Origin of the sequence: Paenibacillus sp. FSL H7-0940, assembly GCF_037979415.1 — a bacterium.
In the GTDB taxonomy this organism is placed as follows: Bacteria; Bacillota; Bacilli; order Paenibacillales; family Paenibacillaceae; genus Paenibacillus; species Paenibacillus amylolyticus.
This window is the reverse complement of sequence record NZ_CP150280.1, coordinates 3,713,147-3,732,834: the sequence shown is the minus strand read 5'-3', so window position 1 is coordinate 3,732,834 and position 19,688 is coordinate 3,713,147. Positions and strand designations below refer to the sequence as shown.

Annotated in this window: 16 protein-coding genes; 13 read left to right on the top strand and 3 right to left on the bottom strand. The window is 47.1% G+C overall.

The window, feature by feature from the left end; translation table 11 throughout:
- Nucleotides 1-378 precede the first annotated feature (378 nt).
- From abc-f to MHB71_RS16335, 4 genes are all read left to right on the top strand, one after another.
- Complete coding sequence (gene abc-f / locus MHB71_RS16350; RefSeq protein ID WP_340026931.1) at nucleotides 379-2,271, top strand: ABC-F type ribosomal protection protein; 1,893 nt, start codon at nucleotides 379-381, stop codon at nucleotides 2,269-2,271.
- 410 nt (nucleotides 2,272-2,681) lie between these two features.
- Nucleotides 2,682-3,716: a phenylalanine--tRNA ligase subunit alpha gene (pheS, locus tag MHB71_RS16345; protein ID WP_017689641.1), complete on the top strand. Its 1,035-nt coding sequence runs from the start codon at nucleotides 2,682-2,684 to the stop codon at nucleotides 3,714-3,716.
- 82 nt (nucleotides 3,717-3,798) lie between these two features.
- Nucleotides 3,799-6,252, top strand: coding sequence for a phenylalanine--tRNA ligase subunit beta (gene pheT / locus MHB71_RS16340; RefSeq protein ID WP_340026929.1), 2,454 nt, complete (start codon nucleotides 3,799-3,801; stop codon nucleotides 6,250-6,252).
- 138 nt (nucleotides 6,253-6,390) lie between these two features.
- Nucleotides 6,391-9,099 carry a hypothetical protein gene (locus tag MHB71_RS16335; RefSeq protein WP_340026928.1) on the top strand — a complete coding sequence of 903 codons (2,709 nt, stop codon included), beginning with the start codon at nucleotides 6,391-6,393 and terminating at the stop codon, nucleotides 9,097-9,099.
- Nucleotides 9,100-9,203: 104 nt separating this feature from the next.
- Here the strand turns inward: MHB71_RS16335 and MHB71_RS16330 are convergent, their stop codons facing one another.
- Both MHB71_RS16330 and MHB71_RS16325 read right to left on the bottom strand, forming a co-directional pair.
- Nucleotides 9,204-9,596, bottom strand: a complete 393-nt coding sequence (locus MHB71_RS16330) for a cytochrome c oxidase subunit II (protein WP_036669784.1) — start codon at nucleotides 9,594-9,596, stop codon at nucleotides 9,204-9,206.
- A 220-nt stretch (nucleotides 9,597-9,816) separates the two neighbouring features.
- Nucleotides 9,817-10,176, bottom strand: a complete 360-nt coding sequence (locus tag MHB71_RS16325; RefSeq protein WP_036610114.1) for a phage holin family protein — start codon at nucleotides 10,174-10,176, stop codon at nucleotides 9,817-9,819.
- A 187-nt stretch (nucleotides 10,177-10,363) separates the two neighbouring features.
- Here MHB71_RS16325 and MHB71_RS16320 point away from each other — a divergent pair, with 187 nt between their 5' ends.
- From MHB71_RS16320 to MHB71_RS16305, 4 genes are all read left to right on the top strand, one after another.
- Nucleotides 10,364-12,730, top strand: coding sequence for an endonuclease MutS2 (locus MHB71_RS16320; RefSeq protein WP_340026927.1), 2,367 nt, complete (start codon nucleotides 10,364-10,366; stop codon nucleotides 12,728-12,730).
- 71 nt (nucleotides 12,731-12,801) lie between these two features.
- Nucleotides 12,802-13,221: a DUF350 domain-containing protein gene (locus MHB71_RS16315; protein ID WP_036610109.1), complete on the top strand. Its 420-nt coding sequence runs from the start codon at nucleotides 12,802-12,804 to the stop codon at nucleotides 13,219-13,221.
- 119 nt (nucleotides 13,222-13,340) lie between these two features.
- Nucleotides 13,341-13,907 (top strand): hypothetical protein, encoded by a 567-nt coding sequence (locus MHB71_RS16310; RefSeq protein WP_340026925.1) that lies wholly within the window; start codon nucleotides 13,341-13,343, stop codon nucleotides 13,905-13,907.
- Nucleotides 13,908-14,036: 129 nt separating this feature from the next.
- A complete protein-coding gene (locus tag MHB71_RS16305) occupies nucleotides 14,037-15,251 on the top strand; it encodes an MFS transporter (RefSeq protein WP_340026924.1) in 1,215 nt (404 codons plus the stop codon).
- A gap of 95 nt (nucleotides 15,252-15,346) precedes the next feature.
- Here the strand turns inward: MHB71_RS16305 and MHB71_RS16300 are convergent, their stop codons facing one another.
- Complete coding sequence (locus tag MHB71_RS16300) at nucleotides 15,347-16,567, bottom strand: FAD-dependent oxidoreductase (RefSeq protein ID WP_340026923.1); 1,221 nt, start codon at nucleotides 16,565-16,567, stop codon at nucleotides 15,347-15,349.
- Between the two features lie 97 nt (nucleotides 16,568-16,664).
- Here MHB71_RS16300 and MHB71_RS16295 point away from each other — a divergent pair, with 97 nt between their 5' ends.
- The 5 genes from MHB71_RS16295 to MHB71_RS16275 all read left to right on the top strand — a co-directional run bounded on the left by MHB71_RS16295 (nucleotide 16,665) and on the right by MHB71_RS16275 (nucleotide 19,621).
- Nucleotides 16,665-16,901, top strand: a complete 237-nt coding sequence (locus MHB71_RS16295; RefSeq protein WP_211081151.1) for a hypothetical protein — start codon at nucleotides 16,665-16,667, stop codon at nucleotides 16,899-16,901.
- A 31-nt stretch (nucleotides 16,902-16,932) separates the two neighbouring features.
- Nucleotides 16,933-17,328: a spore coat protein gene (locus MHB71_RS16290; RefSeq protein WP_062833450.1), complete on the top strand. Its 396-nt coding sequence runs from the start codon at nucleotides 16,933-16,935 to the stop codon at nucleotides 17,326-17,328.
- A 160-nt stretch (nucleotides 17,329-17,488) separates the two neighbouring features.
- Complete coding sequence (locus MHB71_RS16285; protein ID WP_024628343.1) at nucleotides 17,489-17,989, top strand: Lrp/AsnC family transcriptional regulator; 501 nt, start codon at nucleotides 17,489-17,491, stop codon at nucleotides 17,987-17,989.
- A gap of 13 nt (nucleotides 17,990-18,002) precedes the next feature.
- Nucleotides 18,003-19,211: an aminotransferase class I/II-fold pyridoxal phosphate-dependent enzyme gene (locus MHB71_RS16280; protein ID WP_036610094.1), complete on the top strand. Its 1,209-nt coding sequence runs from the start codon at nucleotides 18,003-18,005 to the stop codon at nucleotides 19,209-19,211.
- Nucleotides 19,212-19,354: 143 nt separating this feature from the next.
- The gene (locus MHB71_RS16275; protein WP_017689627.1) at nucleotides 19,355-19,621 is read left to right on the top strand and encodes an aspartyl-phosphate phosphatase Spo0E family protein; all 267 of its coding nucleotides are present in this window, start codon (nucleotides 19,355-19,357) and stop codon (nucleotides 19,619-19,621) included.
- Nucleotides 19,622-19,688 lie beyond the last annotated feature (67 nt).

Genomic DNA, 19,688 nt, shown 5'->3' with positions numbered 1-19,688 from the left:
CCTTTGCTTTTTTACAATGATCTGGTACAATAACGGAGAAATTGATACTACACATGAATGAGAGGTAACCATACGTCCCATGAAGTAAAACACATGAATTGAACCCCAGTTAACTGCAGACGGTTTTATGACGCAGTCAGCCAGAGCGGCTGAGCAATGAGGGGATTCGTGTGTCCAAATTCAGCTATGGGAAAAGGTATGGAGCAAGTAAGCCATTGAGGTTTACGTGTACCCTGTATTTTGGGTTTCTTTGTTCATGCCGTAGCTTACCTTAGATCTGTCTTTGAATGCTTGATCCAACCCTGAATTGCCAAACCGCCGGCTGATGCCAGCGGTTTTTTTTGTTCGGCAAAAAGGATGCAGGAAGGATGAGGCCTCATGATGACATTGGTACGCTTACATGAAGTATCAAAAGAGTGGAACGGTATTGAATTGTTTACAGGATTGAATTTGGAGATTAATGAGGGCGAACGACTCGCCATTTTGGGTCGCAACGGATGCGGCAAGACAACGTTGTTACGCATCATTTTGGGTGAGGAGCATGGTGGTGGACGGATCGAACGTCATAGCCCTCAGCAGGAATGGGGGTTCATGCGCCAGCGCTCGGAGATTGAGACCGGGATGAATGTACTGGATGCGGTCCGGCGTGAGAGCGGTCAGATCTATGAAGTGAAACGGAACTTGGAAGAACTGGAACAACGGTTGAGCATGAGCACTGAAGCGGATGAAGAGCTGCTTGCAGCTTATACACAAGTGATGGAGCAATATGAACAGTTGAACGGTTATATGTGGGAGACTGAGGTAGAGAAGGTACTGACTCGCCTTGGATTATCCGCAGAGCATTGGAACAGACCCTATCATTCCTTGAGTGGTGGACAAAAAACAAAGGCTCGTTTGGCGGGGCTACTTGTCAGCAAACCCAAATTCCTGATCCTGGATGAACCGACAAATCATCTGGATGAGGGAAGCATGCGCTGGCTGGAAGAGTGGTTATCCTCATATGAAGGTACGCTGTTATTTGTATCACACGATCGTACGTTTATTGATCAGGTAGCAACAGGAGTCATTGAGTTCAGTCCAGATGCCCTGACCAAATACAAGGGCGGATACTCCGACTACAAGATCCACAAAGAGCGTGAATTACGCGAACAGGAAACGATCTACCGCAGGCAGGAATTGGAACGTAAGGCGTTGGAAGAAACGATTCGAAATTATCAGGAATGGTTCCATAAAGCGCATAATTCGGCGACCGATGTAGAGGTGAAGATCACCCAGAGCTTCTACAAGGCCAAAGCCAACAAAAATATTTCACGATACCATGCTAAACAAAAACAGCTGGAACGTTTGGAGCGGGAACGGGTGGATAAACCTCGTGAAGCTGCAAAGTTGAACATGGAATTACAGATGAATCCACTGGCCGCACGCCAACTGCTTGCGCTGGAAGAGGTGAGTTTTTCATATACGGGAGAGAAACCATTACTGCGTGATCTTCGGATTGCTGTGGAACGTGGAGATCGGCTTGCTGTACGAGGTCCTAATGGAACGGGCAAGACAACACTGCTGAAGTTGATGATTGGTGAACTGGAGCCTTCGCAAGGCAAGGTCACACGGCATCCACAGCTGAAAATCGGTTACTTTTCACAGGAGCTGGAAGGGCTCCCCGAGAATCAGACGCTGCTGGACAGCTTGCTTACTCTTCCATCCATGACACAAAGTGCGGCACGTACCATTCTGGGATGTTTCCTATTTTCCAGAGATGATGTATTCAAGCGCATTGGGGATTTGAGCATGGGGGAAAAGTGCAGAGTGGCATTTCTGAGACTGTATTTTGGCGGAGCGAATCTGCTGGTGCTGGACGAACCAACGAACTATCTGGACATCGATACCCAGGAAGTCATGGAAAATGTATTAAAACAGGCTTCAGGTGCTTTGGTGCTTGTATCCCATGACCGGATGCTGACGAAGTCACTCGCGAATCGGTTATGCGATCTGGAGGCTGGTGGCACAGCAACTCTGTTTGAAGGAGGAGTGTCGGATTGGGAGCAGTCCAACAAACTTCGGGAGGTGGCGCTGGAGACCCGGGAATCCGATGACGAGCGGTTACGATTGGAGATGCGCCTATCGGAGTTGCTGTCTCCTGTGAGCACTGCTGGGAAAGACAGTCTGACACAGCCCGAGCATTCGAATGAGCGAGCAGTCGAGGCAGCTGAGATTCGCGAAATCCAGCAGCGCCTGAAACAATTGAAAGATAAAGGTGCAAGCATAAATTAGAATATGGACGGCTTGCTATTTCGATCTATTTTGCATATAATTATGAACGATCATCGATGATTACATCGATATAGGTAAACTAAGCAAACGTGATGATGGAGATAAGTAAGCAGTGCCTCTGGACAGGGAGGAAGCGCCGTAGATTGAGAGCGTTTCTGTAGAACAAGGCTGCCGAAATTCACTCCGAAGCGGTTCCCTGAACCTGTTTGTGTGCAGACACAGAGGCAACAGTAGGGGCAAACGGTTAACGGTCGTTATTCCGTACAAAGTGAGACAGAACCAGTTGCAGGCCATAAGGGCCACGCAGCAATGGATGTCTAACAAGGGTGGTACCACGGTCTTTTCGTCCCTTCAGGGGAGAGAAGGCCTTTTTTTGTTGCAAAAACACCACAAAAAGGGGGCAATTACACATGAAAGAACGTTTAGAGGCATTGAAGATCGAAGCGCTGGAGCAGTTGTCTGGTGTGAATGATCCGCAGACGCTCGGTGATCTGCGTGTAAAGTATTTGGGGAAAAAGGGTGCATTAACTGAGATTTTGCGTGGTATGGGTGCGCTTAGTGCGGAGGAACGTCCAGTTATTGGTCAAGTCGCCAATGATGTTCGGGCTGCCATTGAGGAAGTCATCGACAGCAAGCAGGATCAGTTCCAGAAGGAAGAGACGGCGAAGCGTCTGCAATCCGAGAAAATTGATGTGACCCTGCCAGGACGTCGCGGACGTCAAGGCGGGCTGCATCCACTGACCAAAGTGGTACAGGAGATCGAAGATATTTTCATCGGTATGGGATACCGCGTTGCGGAAGGTCCTGAAGTCGAAATGGATTATTACAACTTTGAAGCATTGAATCTGCCGAAGAATCACCCGGCGCGCGATATGCAGGATTCTTTCTATGTTACCGAAGACTTGTTGATGCGTACCCATACATCTCCGGTTCAAGTACGTACCATGCAGAGCATGAAGGGCGAAGTGCCTGTCAAAGTCATCTGCCCAGGTAAAGTATACCGCCGTGATGATGACGATGCGACGCACTCTTTCCAATTCAACCAGGTTGAAGGATTGGTCATTAGCGAAAACATTCGTATGAGCGATCTGAAAGGAACCCTACTGCAATTCGTACGCGAAATGTTCGGTTCCCACACAGAAATTCGTCTGCGTCCAAGTTTCTTCCCATTCACAGAGCCAAGTGCGGAAGTGGATGTAACTTGTGTACAATGTGGCGGCAGCGGCTGTCGCGTATGTAAGCAAACAGGCTGGCTTGAAATTTTGGGCGGCGGTATGGTTCACCCGAAAGTACTGGAAATGGGTGGATACGATCCGGAGAAATACAGTGGTTTTGCATTTGGAATGGGCGTAGAACGTATTGCGATGCTGAAGTATGGTGTCGATGATATCCGTCACTTCTACAATAGCGATCTGACCTTCCTGAAGCAATTTGGACGGCTGTAACTTTAAGACAAGAAAGATTAACCATATAGAGCAAGCGAATGAACCGGGAACACCAATTTATAGATGAAGGAAGTGAACGTCCATGAGAGTATCGACAGATTGGCTGTCTGATTATATTTCCCTTGAAGGTGTGACGCCACAGGAATTGGCGGAGAAAATCACCCGTGCGGGTGTCGAAATTGATGTAGTGGAGAACCGCAACAAGGGCGTCAATAAAGTTGTTGTAGGTTATGTGAAGAGCAAGGAGAAACACCCCGATGCAGACAAACTGAATGTATGTGTCATCGATGCTCGTCAGGAAGAAGATCTGCAGATCGTGTGTGGTGCGAAAAATGTGGATGCAGGCCAAAAAGTAGTCGTAGCCCTGGTTGGAGCAAAGCTCCCTGGTGGATTGGATATCAAAAAAGCCAAACTGCGCGGTGTTGTCTCCCTTGGCATGATCTGTTCCGCCAAAGAGCTGGGCATGAACGACAAATTGTTGCCGAAAGATCAGCAGGAAGGTATTCTCGTTCTGCCGGAACAAACAGAGGTTGGCACGCCAATCAGCCAGGTTCTTGGTCTTGACGATCATGTTCTTGAACTGGACCTGACACCGAACCGTTCCGACTGTCTCAGCATGCGTGGTGCAGCTTATGAAGTGGGTGCCATCCTGGGTCGTGAAGTGAAGCTGCCAAGTCCCAAAGACCAACTGGTTGAAATTGGTGATGCAGCCGCGAATCATATCTCTGTAGAGATCAAGGCACAGGAGCAATGCATTCACTATGCAGCTCGTTATGTAACCGGCATTAAGCTGGGTGCTTCCCCGCTGTGGATGCAAAACCGTCTCATGGCGGCAGGTGTTCGCCCAATCAATAACATCGTTGATATCACGAACTATGTCATGCTGGAATACGGTCAACCGCTACATGCTTTCGATGCGGATAAGCTGGAAAAGGGCCATATTGAAGTGCGGATGGCCAACGAAGGCGAAACGATTGTTACGCTGGATGGACAAGAGCGTAAGCTGGAGCCACACATGTTGCTCATCACGGATGGCGTGAAACCAGTAGCCATCGCTGGGGTTATGGGTGGCGAGAATTCCGAGGTATCGGAAGACACGGTGAATCTGTTGCTGGAGTCCGCCAAGTTCGACGGCGGAACCGTTCGGAAAACGTCGCGCCAACTGGGGCTACGTTCCGAAGCAAGCATGCGTTTTGAGAAGGAAGTAGACCCGGGTGCGGTGATTACGGCTTTGGATCGTGCGGCTGAACTGATTCAGCGTTATGCTGAAGGTGAAGTGCACCAGGGAATCGTGGAAGCTGGAGCAGAAGCTGCGGAGAAACGTGTAATTCAATTGTCGCTGGACAGACTGAATCGTTATCTGGGAACTGATCTGTCTTTGCTTGAGGTAAAAACGATCTTCGCTCGCTTGCACTTTGCATGTGGTGATGCTGATCAAGGATTGCTGGATGTGGAAGTGCCAACACGCAGAGGGGATATTACGCTCGATGTAGACTTGTTTGAAGAGATTGCACGCCTGTACGGATACGACAACATTCCAACCACATGGATTGAAGGACCGACGACTCCAGGGGCATATACACGCTCTCAAGCAATGCGCCGCACGATTCGTGGATTGCTCTCAGGCAGTGGCTGGCATGAAATGATCAGTTACTCCTTTGTACACCCGGATAAAGCGACATTGTTCCCGGCATTGACACAAGGCAGTAAAGCCGTGAAACTCGCGATGCCTATGAGTGAGGACCGCAGTGTGCTTCGTACGAGTATTTTGCCGCAAATGCTGGATGCAGCGGTGTATAACATGAACCGTAAACAGGATTCACTGGCTGTATTTGAAGTGGGCAATGTGTTCTTCACCGAAGAAGATCAGTTGACCAAGCAACCGCATGAGATCCCAGTACTGGGGCTGCTGCTCACCGGGAATCGTGCAAGCCAGCAGTGGAATGTTGGAGCGGAGAAAGTAGACTTCTTCGATCTGAAAGGTGCTCTTGAGCATCTGTTCGCCTATGTGGGGCTTGAACAACGCATTCGCTTGGTAGCAAACAGACCTGAAGGATTCCATCCGGGACGTTCCGCATCGGTTTACCTGGAAGGTAAGGATGGCGGGGAAGGCACATTGATCGGTACATTGGGTCAATTGCACCCGGAACTGCAACAGCAGTATGATCTGAATGATGTATATATCGCAGAGATTGCACTTGAATCGATTTACAATGAAGCAGACGCTGACATTCGTTATCGTGAACTTCCGCGTTTCCCAGCCATGGAACGTGATATCGCGGTTGTTGTGAATGAGGATGTTGAAGCTGGAGACATGCTGCGTACCATTCGTGAATCGGCGGGTGAATTGTTACAAAATGTACAGGTATTCGATGTGTTTACTGGCAGTAAACTGGGTGAAAACAAGAAAAGTGTGGCGATGGCACTGGTATACCGGAATCGTGAACGTACACTCACCGATGAGGAAGTTACTGAAGTTCATGCCCGTGTAGTGGCTCGTCTGGAAGAGCAATTCGGAGCGGAATTGCGTAAATAGGACAAAAGAAGATTTTTTGAACAAAGATTAGCAGGAATTGTTTGAAGTCACATCGAATCCTTAGCATTAGAGGATCGATGTGACTTTTTTGTGATTACAGCTTAGAATCAACATACAGACTTGAAGGAGGGCACAACTGTGACTACACCTGATCGTACACGCGTCACCGTAGAGATCTACGGGACTTCCTATAAACTGGTTGGCAGCAGTGCCGACTATATGAAACAAGTAGCTAACCTGGTAGATGAGCGTATGGGCGCGATCTCCAAGCAAAATTCCCGTCTGGATACTCCGCGTATTGCGGTACTGGCGGCTGTACATATGGCTGAACAGTCTCTTCAGACTCAGGAAATCCGTAATGAACTGAAGATGCTCACTGGAGAACGTACAGAACTGAGAAACGAATTGAATCGGTTAAACGCCATACAAAATGAACATCAACAAGAATTGGAAAGGCGTGACCAGGCTCTTGCTGATTTGCAACAGCTGAAGATTGAAGCAGAGCAGGCGTTGCAAAAGTCCGAATCGGACAAAAATTCAGAGATAGCCAAGTTGAATAAGCTGCTGGAGCAAGAACGCGCTCAAGCAACGGAGCGAGTGCAGAAATTGCAGGCCCAAGCGACAGCACAACTGAAGGAAGCAGAATCCAAGGGAACGAAACAGCTGAAGGAAATGGAAGAGAAAGCGGCTAACCAGCTTAAAAATGCACAGGCACAGGCTGCTTCCCAGCTCAAAGAAGCTCAGAACCGTTCTGCAGCCGAATTGCAGCAGGTGCAGGCCAAAGCTGCGGCGCAATATAAAGAGTTGCAGGACAAGACTGCAGCTCAATTAAAAGAAGCCGAAAGCCGTGCCGTTGCAGAACGTCAACAGATTGAAGCCAAGGCTGCGCAGCAGGTTCAGACAGCCAAGGAAGAAGCCGAGTCGGCCATTTTGTCCGAGTTGGAGCAGGCAGAGAGCAATCTGAAGAAAGCTCAGGAAGAGGCAGCGCTGCAATATAACGAACTTCAGCAACAGATGGAACTTCGTCTTCAACAGGCTGAAGAAAAAGCCCTGCAACAGACACAAGAGCTCACGGATCAGGCGAATCAGGAACGGGCTGACTTGCAGGAACAAGCGGAGCAGAAGCGCCTGACTGAGATAAATCAGTTGAATGCGGAGTTCAAGGCGTTATCCGAGCAGTTGGAACTCGAATGGATGGAAAAAGAAGCAGCCCTCGAGGAACAATTGCAGCAAGCCAAGGAAGCAGCAGCGTCCCAGGCGAAAGAAGCCGAAGCGGCGGCAGAGGCCTTCTTGCAAGAAGAACAGGGCAAGCTCAAGCAGCAACTTGAGGAACAACGTAAACAGGCGGAGGCTCGACTATTAGATGTCGAAGAACAATTAGAAGAAGTAATGACCCAGCTCATTAGTGCACAGGACTTGGTTGCAGAGCAAGAACAGCAGCTTCAGCACGAGCGTGGTCAATTGGAATCGTTACGTCATGAGCATGGGGTCCGTAAACAGGAACAGGAAGTTCAGACTCGCCGAATTACGGAACTGGAGCAACAACTGGAGCAGTTGAAAGAGGACCGTTCCCAGTTGCAGGAGCTTCTGCGTGAAACGGAACAGGCTGCCCAGCAATCCCGTGATCTACAGGAACAATGGAAGCAGAAGTATAATGAAACTGTGGATAGAGAAACCTCTCTCGCAGCGCAGCTACGCAAACTTCAGGAGCAACATGCACAGCTTGAACAGGAAGCCCAAAAGCTTCGTGAGGCTGAAGTGAAGTCGGAAGAGGAACAGCGCAGACTGCAAAAAGTGCTTGAACAGGCTCATGCTGCGGTGCGTACATTGCAGAATGAGATCGGCACGCTTACGGAACGTGAGCAGTCCTTGAAGGATCTTGCTGAGCAGCGATTGGCTGAGATCGGAGACCTGGAGAATCAGATTCTTGAAGTTGCTGAACAAAATGAAACGTTGGAGTCTGGTGTGCAATCCCTTCATGATGAATTGTCCGTGGTGAAGGAAGAGTCTCGTTTCAACCATGAAGAGGCTGTGCAATACCAGAAGGATGCAGAGCTTTTGGAAGAGAAACGCAATCAGCTTGAAGTTGAGCTAAATGTTGTTCGGGAAGAGCTGAACCGACTTCAGGATAACTATAAACAAATCCGTAATGATTACAGTGATGCATTACAACGGGAAGAGAATTACAGTTCCAAGCTTGATGAATTGAGCAAGGAGAAACAAGAGATTGTGAGCGCACTTGAAGAAGCGAGACAGTCTTCAGCTAAACTTTCCGAGCGCTACTCGGAGCAAGAGAGCCGGCTAGCCCAGACTGAGGAAGAAGCGTTGGAATGGCAGATCAAACACGAAGAACTGTCAGCCAAACAGACCGAGTTGGCATCCCGTCTGGAGCAGTTGACAAGACGTGAAGAAGAACTTCGCTCAAGCGTTGAACAAGCAGAGCAGAACGACCAGGTATGGCAACGCCGTGCAGATGAATGGGCGGCTCAGGAACAATCCTGGCAGGAACGCTGGGCTGCACTTGAGAATGAACTAACGGTTTGGAAGAGAGAAAGTGCGGCAAGTAGTGAGTTGCTGGAGGGACTGGAGCAAGAACGACAGCAGCTGGACAAGTTACGTGCAGAAGCGACCCAAGAGAAAGAGATCATGGAAACTGAACTGCTTGAGATGGGGGAGCGTTACGAACTAGCGGCCAATCAATTACGTTTGTTACAGGTTGAACGTGAAATGGAGCAGGAGAAGGCAGAGCAGCTGAACACGGAATATCGTCAGTTGCATGATGAATATACGAAATTGCAGACGGAATATAACGAATGGATTGAATTGATTGAACAGGACCAGACCTAGCGGAATGAATGCAGCAGAACTGGCTCGTGGGCAACGTACTCTGGTACAATTTGTTATACTAAAGAAGGAGCTCCCGTCGCTGCGGGGGCTCCTTGTCTTGAATACTATTCTTCAACGATAATTTTGGAGATCATGCTGCTGTGTCCTGAACCACAGAAGACAGAACAGGACATTTCAAACTCACCAACTTTGTCCGGGGTTATGACTTTGGAGCTATTTCTGGTATCCAGTTGAAGATTCAGCTCAGGCACAAGGATACCGTGATTTCCGTTTTCATTTTTATAAACAATGTTAACGGGAACGCCTTTTTTAAGATGGTACTCAGGTTGATCGAATTCATAGTTACTCGCCTTGATGACCAATTCTTCACTGGCTGTAACTCCAGCATCAGCATCGGATCCATTGCTGCCAGATTCTGCGGACTGTTTTGCTCCTCCACATGCAGTGAGGACCAGAATTAACATACAGGCAGCAAGCCATGTTATGCCTTTCTTCATCATGTGCCTCCTTAAAGCGTGATATGGATAAAATTTGAATGATTGCTCCAGTCATCATACCGCAATATGTGGATGCCTGTACACGCTGCGTATGTCGTTTTTTTGAAAATTGTACGTGTACGGCAGAGCGTGTGTACTGCCCGAATGAAATAAACCCCTTCCGGCACAGGGCCTTCAGAGGTTTAGGAGAATACATGGGGACGTTAGGGTGAAGTGGAGATTAACTTTTGGAGCTTCGTCCGGCATCAAAAGGGGTGGAAACCGGGATGAAGAGATCGATAATCCCGATAACCAGCGCAGCGAGAATGGCACCGAGCAGGCTGACTTCAACATGATCTACAACATATTGACCAAGCCAAATCACCAGTGCGCTAACGATAAATCCGACAATACCGCGACCAAACGGGTTGACCCTTTTGCCGAAGATACCTTCAACGATCCAGCCGAGCAGGGCAATGACAAGAGCAAGCAACAGAGCGCTCCAGAAGCCACCAACGGCGAATCCGGGAACGATCCAGCTGACCACCATTAATACAATTGCAGCGATGACAAATCGCACGACATGTCCCAGGAAATTCATGGTGTTTACCTCCTTTTATTCGGATTGAACTGAGCAGGTCAACTCCAAGGGGATGGAGAGGTTGCACAATCCTGACACCTGTAGTTTGTGGTGTTAGGGTTGAAGTTATGTGTGGAAGGATTCGTTAAATAGCGTAAGAAAGTTTCTTTCGTTATAATACAGATATAGTTTGGAAGGAGTTGTACACTTGGACACGAAAATTTTACACACACTGGAATATCGCAAAATTTTAAATACATTGCTTAGCTTTGCCCAGACGACCATGGGAAAAAAGAAAGCGGAGCAACTTGAACCAAGCAGTGAACTTGAAGAAGTGAAGCGGTTGCTGCAGCAAACTGATGAAGCCTTCACATTTGATCGCTTGAAAGGCTCACCGTCGTTTGGGGGAATTGTAGATATTACGGCTTCCATCAAACGTGCTGAAATTGGAGGCACACTTAACCCTCACGAACTTTTGGGAATATCCAATACAACCTTTGCGGCGCGGCGATTGAAACGTCAGATTGGTACTTTGCATGAAGATGAGCCCATCGAATCATTGTTCTATATCAGTGATCAACTGTCAGAGCAAAAAACGCTTGAGGATGCCATCAAAATCTGTATTGACGATAATGCAGAGGTTGCTGACAGTGCAAGCGTAACGTTGGCGCAGATTCGTCGTGAGCTGCGAGGAGGAGAAGCACGGATTCGCGAAAAACTGGATTCCATGATTCGATCCTCTACCGTATCCAAGATGCTTCAGGATCAGCTCATCACCATCAGAGGAGACCGTTTTGTGATCCCGGTGAAAGCTGAATATCGTTCGTACTTTGGCGGGATTGTGCACGATCAATCCGGTTCGGGTGCGACATTGTTCATTGAGCCGGAATCCATTGTTGCAATGAACAACAAATTACGCGAGACCCGGATTCGGGAAGAACGCGAAATAGAAATTATTTTGCAGAAATTGACGGCACTTGTCAGTGAGCAGGGAGAGTGGCTGTTGTATGATGTCGACTTGCTGGGATCACTTGATTTTATCTTTTCCAAAGCACGTCTGGCTCGTCAACTGAAAGCAACATTGCCTCGCATGAATGACCGCGGGTTCCTGAAGCTCAAGAAAGGCCGTCATCCACTGATTCCAATTGAAAACGTGGTTCCAATCGACATAGAGTTGGGCAATGATTACACATCCATTATCGTGACAGGTCCCAATACAGGTGGTAAAACGGTAACGCTCAAAACAATTGGATTGCTGAGCCTGATGGCCATGTCCGGTTTATTTGTTCCGGCTGAGGATGGCAGTCAGTTATGTGTATTTGATGCGATCTATGCAGACATTGGGGACGAGCAGAGTATCGAGCAGAATCTGAGTACTTTCTCCAGTCATATGACCAACATCATTCGTATTCTGAAAAACATGACACCAAAAAGTTTGGTATTACTCGATGAACTTGGCGCAGGGACAGATCCGGCTGAAGGTTCCGCACTGGCGATCTCCATGCTGGAGCATATGCACCGGACGGGATGTCGCATGGTTGCAACCACTCACTACAGTGAACTGAAAGCATACGCATATGAGCGTAAAGGTGTCATTAATGCCAGTATGGAATTTGATATCAACACACTGAGTCCAACCTATCGCCTTCTGGTGGGTGTACCTGGACGAAGTAATGCATTTGCCATTGCAGAGCGACTGGGACTGCCGGGTTACATTCTCGACTACGCCCGTGGCGAAGTGAAGGAAGAGGATCAACGGATTGAACACATGATTGCTTCTCTTGAAGAGAACCGTCTTACGGCTGAACAAGAGCGTGAGAAGGCAGAGAGCTTGCGCCAGGATATGGAGAAATTACGCAGTCGTCATCAGACCGAACTGGAGAAGCTGGAACAGCAGCGTGATCGCCGGATTGAAAAAGCAGAAGAAGATGCACGCAGCATTGTGGACAAGGCTCGCGCGGAAGCGGAGAAGATTATAGCCGATCTTCGCCTGTTGGCTATGGAAGAAGGTGCTTCCGTGAAGGAGCACAAACTCATTGCTGCCCGCAAACAGCTGGACGAGGCAGAACCTGAGAAACGCAGAAAAACGGTCAAGAAGACGGCAACAGCGCCGAAGACTCGTGCTATCGGTCCTGGTGATGAAGTGCTTGTCTACAGTTTGAATCAAAAAGGCCATGTTGTAGAGATGGCGGGCAGCAAAGACGCTATGGTACAACTGGGGATTATGAAAATGAAAGTATCCCTGGATGACCTGGAACTGCAGCAATCGGCTCCCGCAGCCAAACCAAAGCAAAAACCGGTAACGGGTATGAAGCGCACACGTGATGACAATGTGAAAAGTGAATTGGATCTGCGTGGTACCAACCTGGAAGAAGCCCTGATGGAGACAGACCGGTTCATTGATGAAGCTTTCCTTGCCAACCTGGGCCAAGTTTATATTATTCACGGTAAAGGTACAGGAATTTTACGTTCCGGTATTCAGGATTACCTGCGTAAGCATAAACATATTAAAAGCTACCGGCTGGGCAATTACGGAGAAGGCGGGAACGGTGTGACCGTCGCAGAATTGGAATAGCCGGTCCATGAATCAATGATATTCTGCGACCTTATTCATGAAGGTCGCAGATGGGGAGAGGGGAACGGTGCGTGATAGAAAGCATTGACCAATTGCTGTCTCATCCCTTGGGGATGGTACTCGGTTTTTTCTCGGTAGCGATTATGGAGCTGCTCGTATTTCTGGCTTGCTTCGAACTGGTGACCAAGTATAAATGCTGGACGGAGATCAAGAAGGGCAATGTGGCCGTTGCGATGGCTACAGGAGGTAAGATCTTCGGGATCTGCAACGTATTGCGGTTCTGCATACAAGCGAAATCTTCGGTATATGAAGCCATGACATGGTCATTCGTAGGGTTTATCCTTCTGCTCATTGCCTACTTTTTGTTCGAATTCCTGACACCCGTGTTCTCCATTGATAAGGAGATCGAATCGGATAACCGAGCTGTCGGATTGATATCCATGATTATTTCAGTCTCGCTGTCGTTTGTTATTGGCGCGAGCATTATCTAGGGGGACCAGTCATGAAGATATTGATACGGATTCTGTTTGCGGCATCGATCGTGTTTTTTGCCATCGGTGTCATCTATGTAATGAATACATGATTATATGAAAGAGAAAGGTTGATCAATATGGAAACAACAGTATGCCCTTGGTGTCAGACGGAGATTGTATGGGATGAGGAACTCGGTCCTGAAGAAGAGTGTCCTTATTGTCACAATGAGTTAAAAGGATACCGTACACTCAACATTAACATCGATGATGAAGAGAACGATGAAGCTGAGGACGACATCTATGATGTAGACGATGTAACGAACGAGAAACAGACTACGGATCTTTCAGATCTGTGGGGGGATGAAGTCGAACTCAAATTGCCGGAGTTGCGAACGTTAACCAAATACGCGGATGAAGGTAATGATCTCATTCAGTATGAACAAGGTGTACAGAAGCAACTTGATCATCAGGAAGAAGTACCAGAGTGCCCGAATTGCCGGGAATTCATGATTCTCGCAGGTACACAAGCTGCAACGCAGGATAACTTCACACCAGTTGCTAACGCAGCTTCAGGCGAAGGGTCACTATTGGCATCACCGTTTAAAGTATTGACCTATGTATGCTCTGGATGTTTCCAAGTTCAATACAGTCTGTCTGAGGAAGATCGTCTGCGTCTGATCAAGAACCTGAGTACGCAGGGATAAACATTTCGGAGATTCTAACCAATTTCATAGCAATCCTGAAGATTCATCATGTTTTCCTCTTGCTTGGGGCACGTTAACCCTAAGACCTACCTGTACATAGTTCACTTCAGGTGGATGAAGGAGGAGCAGATGAAGATTACTTTAGGCCGACAATCCATTCTGCTTTTGGGCGTGAATGGATTGTTTGCGTTAGCCGGAGCGCTGTCGGGAACCTTTTTGAATGTGTTTCTGTGGAAAAGCCGTCCGGATTATGCCATGTTGGGGTGGTTCACTCTCAGCCAGCAACTGGCCATTGGACTGACATTCTGGCTTGCTGGCAAATGGGTCAAGGAACACAATAAAATGAGTGCACTACGACTAGGTACTGCGCTGTCCGGCATATTTTATATGATAGTCCTCTGGGCTGGGTCCAAAGCTGTAGACTGGATATGGCCTCTGGGTATGCTACTAGGTTGTTCCTTGGGGTTATTCTGGATTGCATTTAATGTTGTGTATTTTGAAATAACGGATCGGGAAAACAGGGATCTATTCAATGGCTGGGTCGGGTTACTTGGTTCGATGACAGGAATTATAGGTCCATGGTTCTCCGGTCTGATTATTACTCGAATGACAGACAACACAGGATATCGGCTCATCTTCACGGTATCACTCGTTATTTATGTCATAGCAGTAGTTTTTAGTTTTTTTCTGAAAAAAAGAAAGGTGAGCGGTACATACCGCTGGTCGGAACCTTGGATACAGCTATCCAAGCGGGATAGTCCCTGGAGGACCTTAGGCTTGGGTTTATTCGCTCAGGGTGCACGTGAAGGTGTCTTTGCCTTCCTGATTGCACTGCTTGTATATTTGGCTACCGCACAGGAGTACAAATTGGGGCAGTTCTCACTCATCACTTCTGCTGTGGCACTAGTAAGTTATTGGGCAGCCGGGAAATGGTTCAAACCACAGTATAGATCAAAAGGCATGTTCATTGGAGCCCTCATTCTGCTCGTTGTGCTTCTTCCTCTTCTCTGGAAAGTGACCTATGGTACGCTGTTAATCATGGGGATTGGGAGTGCTGTTGCGATGCCGTTATATGTATTACCGATGATATCAGCGGGATTCGACATGATGGGCACAAGTGGTGAAAATGTGGAGAAAAGGGTTGAACTTGTCGTTTTGAGAGAGTTATGCCTGATGCTTGGCAGACTATGTGGATTGGCCATATTTATTGTGACGGTCTTAAATGCTCCGTCTCTACGCATGTTAACCTGGCTTATTATTGTCCTCGGTGCTTCTCCGCTAATTGGATGGCTCTTTATGCGCAAGTTATTGAACCGAACGGAAGGGCAAGAGCCCTCGGCTTAGCAGGCTTCACAATATATAAACAGGGTACAGCGGCGGGAAAAGAGAACTTTCCGTGTGCTGTACCCTATTTGTAGTTGTATTGATTCAGTTGTTGGTTATACAGGAGATGGTTTACTTGTACGTGTGAGAGAGAACAGATCCATATCAGGGTTTTGTTTGCCAGTAATAGCATCCACAATTAAGGAAGCAGCAATCATGCTGTATACGGTTCCGTTACCTCCATATCCTTCTACAAAATATGAATGCGGATAATCGGGATGTGTGCCGATCAGGGGGAGTCCATCATTCGTATTACCAAACACGGCACCCCAGGCATAATCGACTTCAAGATCATCTAAAGGGAAATAGGAACGGACCTCTTCCAGGAGTGTGTCTCCCCGGTGTTTTGACCGTATTTCACGTTGATCCTCTCGAGGTGTTTCTTCATCCAAACCGCCTGCGATGATTCTTCCGTCCGGTGTTGTTCGCATATACAAATATGGGCGAGCTGTCTCCCAAATCATGCTGTTTTCAAACCATTCACTAAGATCAGACAACGGTTTGGTAGCAATCGCGTAGGTCGTTTTCAGATAGGCTCCGCGATCCTTTTTGATGTCCTGTGTCTCGTAACCGGCAGCAAATATGACTTTCTTGGCACGGATTTTACCGTTGGCAGTGTGGCAGACTACACTATCTTCATCGTATTCACAGTGTATCATCTCCGTCTGACCATAGATTCGAGCGCCGCGCTTATTGGCGGATTCAAACAAGGCATGAACAAAACGATAGGGATTCACTTCTGCATCTCCCATGGTGTACAGTGCAGCGGGTTTGCTGAAGGGGAAATGCTGGCTTATTTTGTCGGCATCCCACAGTTCAGCTTCAAAACCATAACGCTTCAAGGTCTGATATTCTTCCTCCAATAGGGCCACATCATCTTCACTGCTCGCAAAACAAAGACTTGTTCGTGGAATAAACCAAGGGTCTGTATCCAGGCTGTCTGCAATTTGAGCAAGTTGTTTCATGGCTTCACGACAAAGCTCATAAAAACGTACGCCTGTTGCTTCACCAAAAGTGTGGATACATGAGGTTAGTGTCTTGTCATTGGTGTATTGTAAAAGACCTGTATTGGCAGAACTGCTGCCGTTGGCAATGTCTCGCTTATCAATCACAACAGTGTTAACACCCTGTTCCGTGAGTAGTTTAGATGTCAATGCGCCCCCCATGCCCCCACCAATGATGAGGCAGTCACAAGAGATGTCTTCTTGCAGAGCAGAATAATTAAATGTTGAATTGAAAGTGGAGGGCCAGAAAGGTGTGCCATAGACCAGATCCATTAGAAACATCTCCTTTATAATTTAAATTTGTATACTTTTGTGTGACCGGGTTAACAATAATTGCGCATAAACTTTATGCCGAGGAGGCCATCGAAACATGCAGAATCATACTATGCAAGCGCTGAGTCCCAAGGAATTGAACTACATTGCGGACTCTATCACCAATGAAGAACTGCTGATTAAGCAGTGTGCAGCCACAGCTTCCATCACACATAATCCACAAATTCAACAAGCTCTGACTCACTATGTTCGCTCACATGAACAACATCTGAACACGCTTGTCAATGCACTGCAGCAACATCAGTCTCTTGCACCGGCGCAAGTCAGTAATTGAAGACAACTCTAACTGTATAGGAGGAAAACGCATGTATTCTCAATCTTTATCATCTAATGGCGCTTTTATGCAGGAGCAGGATCTGCTGAAGTCGATTCTTGCAGATTTAAGACGAACCTCGCGCGAATATACAACTGCGACAACGGAAGCTTCCTGCCCCATGACACGTCGAATGTTCACAGACCTGACGAACGATACCCTAAGATTACAAGGGGAACTGTTCAATCTGATGCAGCAAAATAACATGTATTCTGTCTCGTCCAAGGCACTTCGTCAGGATGTGGACAAGCAAATTCAGTCCGCCCACCAGACCCAACAAAAGTGTCAGCAATTCATTCAGGAAAAGAATACGCAGAACAGTTCATATAGCCAAGCTCCTAATGTGCCTCAGCATCAACCGAATTACGGTAACCCTTATTACATGTAACCTTTGCAAAAGAGGTTTGAAGCACCTAACGTTACAGGACCATACCACCGCTTGCCTGAATTCAGGGCAGGCGGTCTTTTGTCTATGCATCAACGTCAAATTCATGTAATATAAGTATTAATTCATTTTCAGGAACCTGGATGACGCTGGAGGGAAAACCATGAAAGATTTGAACGATCTGCAATTAAAAGTTCTGGATCTGCTGAAAGAAGACGCGAGAAGGACTCCCGCACTGCTGTCGACGCTGCTGGGGGAGTCGGAAGACAAGATCAAGAACGCCGTGGCACAGCTAGAACAAGACCACGTCATCGTGAAATACGCAACCGTCGTGAACTGGAGCAAAATAGATGATGAGAAAGTAACGGCCCTGATTGAGGTGCAGATCACGCCGGAGCGTGGTCGTGGTTTTGAAGGGATTGCTGAACGCATATATCTCTATCCGCAAGTGAAGTCCGTATATCTCATGTCCGGTGCATACGATCTGCTCGTTGAAGTAGAAGGTGGCAACCTGCGTGAAGTCGCTAATTTTGTGTCGGAGAAACTGTCTCCGATAGACTCTGTACTTTCAACCAAAACGAATTTTATTCTCAAAAAATATAAGCAGGACGGGATTATCTTTGAAGACCATCAGGAAGACAACCGTCTCATGATCTCGCCGTAAAGGAAGATGTGTCATGATAGTGAATGAACAGACAACCGGGAACAACAAGAAAATGACATCTTATCTGGCACCCCTCGTGCAGCAGATACCTCCATCCGGAATTCGTAAATTTTTTGATCTGGTTGGAGACAACAAGGATATTATCACATTGGGTGTGGGTGAACCTGATTTTGTTACCCCTTGGCATATGCGTGAAGCTTGTGTATACTCGCTGGAAAGAGGTATGACCAGCTACACATCCAACGCAGGTATGCCGAAGTTGAGAGAAGCCATCAGTGAATATCTGGATACTCAGTTTGATACCAAATACGATCCCAAGGATGAGATTATTGTTACCGTGGGTGGCAGTGAAGCGATTGACTTGGCTTTGCGCGCATTAATCGTACCTGGCGACGAGATTCTCATTCCTGAACCTTCGTACGTGGCGTATTCACCAATCGCTTCTATCGGTGGCGGTATACCAGTTGGTGTTGAAACCTACGCGAAAGATCAGTTCAAGTTAACGGCCGAAGCACTTGAAGCTGGTATCACACCGAAGTCGAAAGTGGTTATTCTGTGTTATCCGAGTAATCCCACTGGAGCCATCATGACGTATGAAGAGTGGCTGCCTATTGCTGAAGTGATTAAAAAGCATGATCTGATTGTGATCGCGGATGAAATTTACGCTGAATTGACGTATACGCAAAAACATGTTAGCTTTGCAGCTATCCCTGACATGAAGGAGCGGACCATTCTCGTAAGCGGATTTTCGAAGGCTTTTGCAATGACAGGTTGGCGGATCGGTTACATGTGTGGTCATCCTGAGCTTATTGCAGCCATGCTCAAAATCCATCAGTATACGGTAATGTGTGCGCCGGCCATGGGTCAGGTTGCTGCACTTGAGGCGTTGACAAATGGTTTGGGTGAGAAAGATCGGATGGTAGAATCGTATAATCAGCGTAGACGTTTAATTGTGCAGGGCTTCAGAGATATTGGACTTGATTGTCATGAACCTCAGGGAGCATTCTATGCATTCCCGAGCATTCAAAAGACGGGTATGAGTTCAGACCTGTTTGCTGAGCGATTGTTAACGGAGAATAAAGTGGCTGCTGTTCCGGGCAATGTTTTTGGCCCTCAGGGTGAAGGCTTCTTGCGTTGTTCTTACGCTACTTCTGTAACCCAATTAAATGAAGCTTTGGAACGAATCGGAAACTTTGTTTACAAACTTCAAAAAGAGGGTTAATACTAAAGTAGAATCTTTTTACAAAAGTTACATTTTTATCATTGGAAAAAAATAACTTTCTTTTACAAAATAATGTGATATAATTTCAATTTGAAATAAGTTTTCATAAATTTGGAAACCATTTTTCCAAGGAGGGGTTAGCTTTGTTTTGTGTTGAATATGATTTACCGACGAATCGTGGGCACTATCTGGCAGAAGGCGATCATGGCGACCGATGGTCGGTGAAACCCGATAACGCATCTTTGCATGACATTTCCTTGGAAGATGAAATTCATATGCTTCGTCGCAAGATGGAACAGATCTTCCTCGAAGAGAAATCATTCACATCCGATATTGTAATTGAAATCAGCAGTTTGCTGGATTTAAAGATTAATGAATATATGAAGGCTAACCCGATTAAAGCAAAATAACGTTTATGCTGGATTGAAACGTTTCATTAATCGAATTAGAAAGGGAGACCTGAGAAGGTCTTCTTTT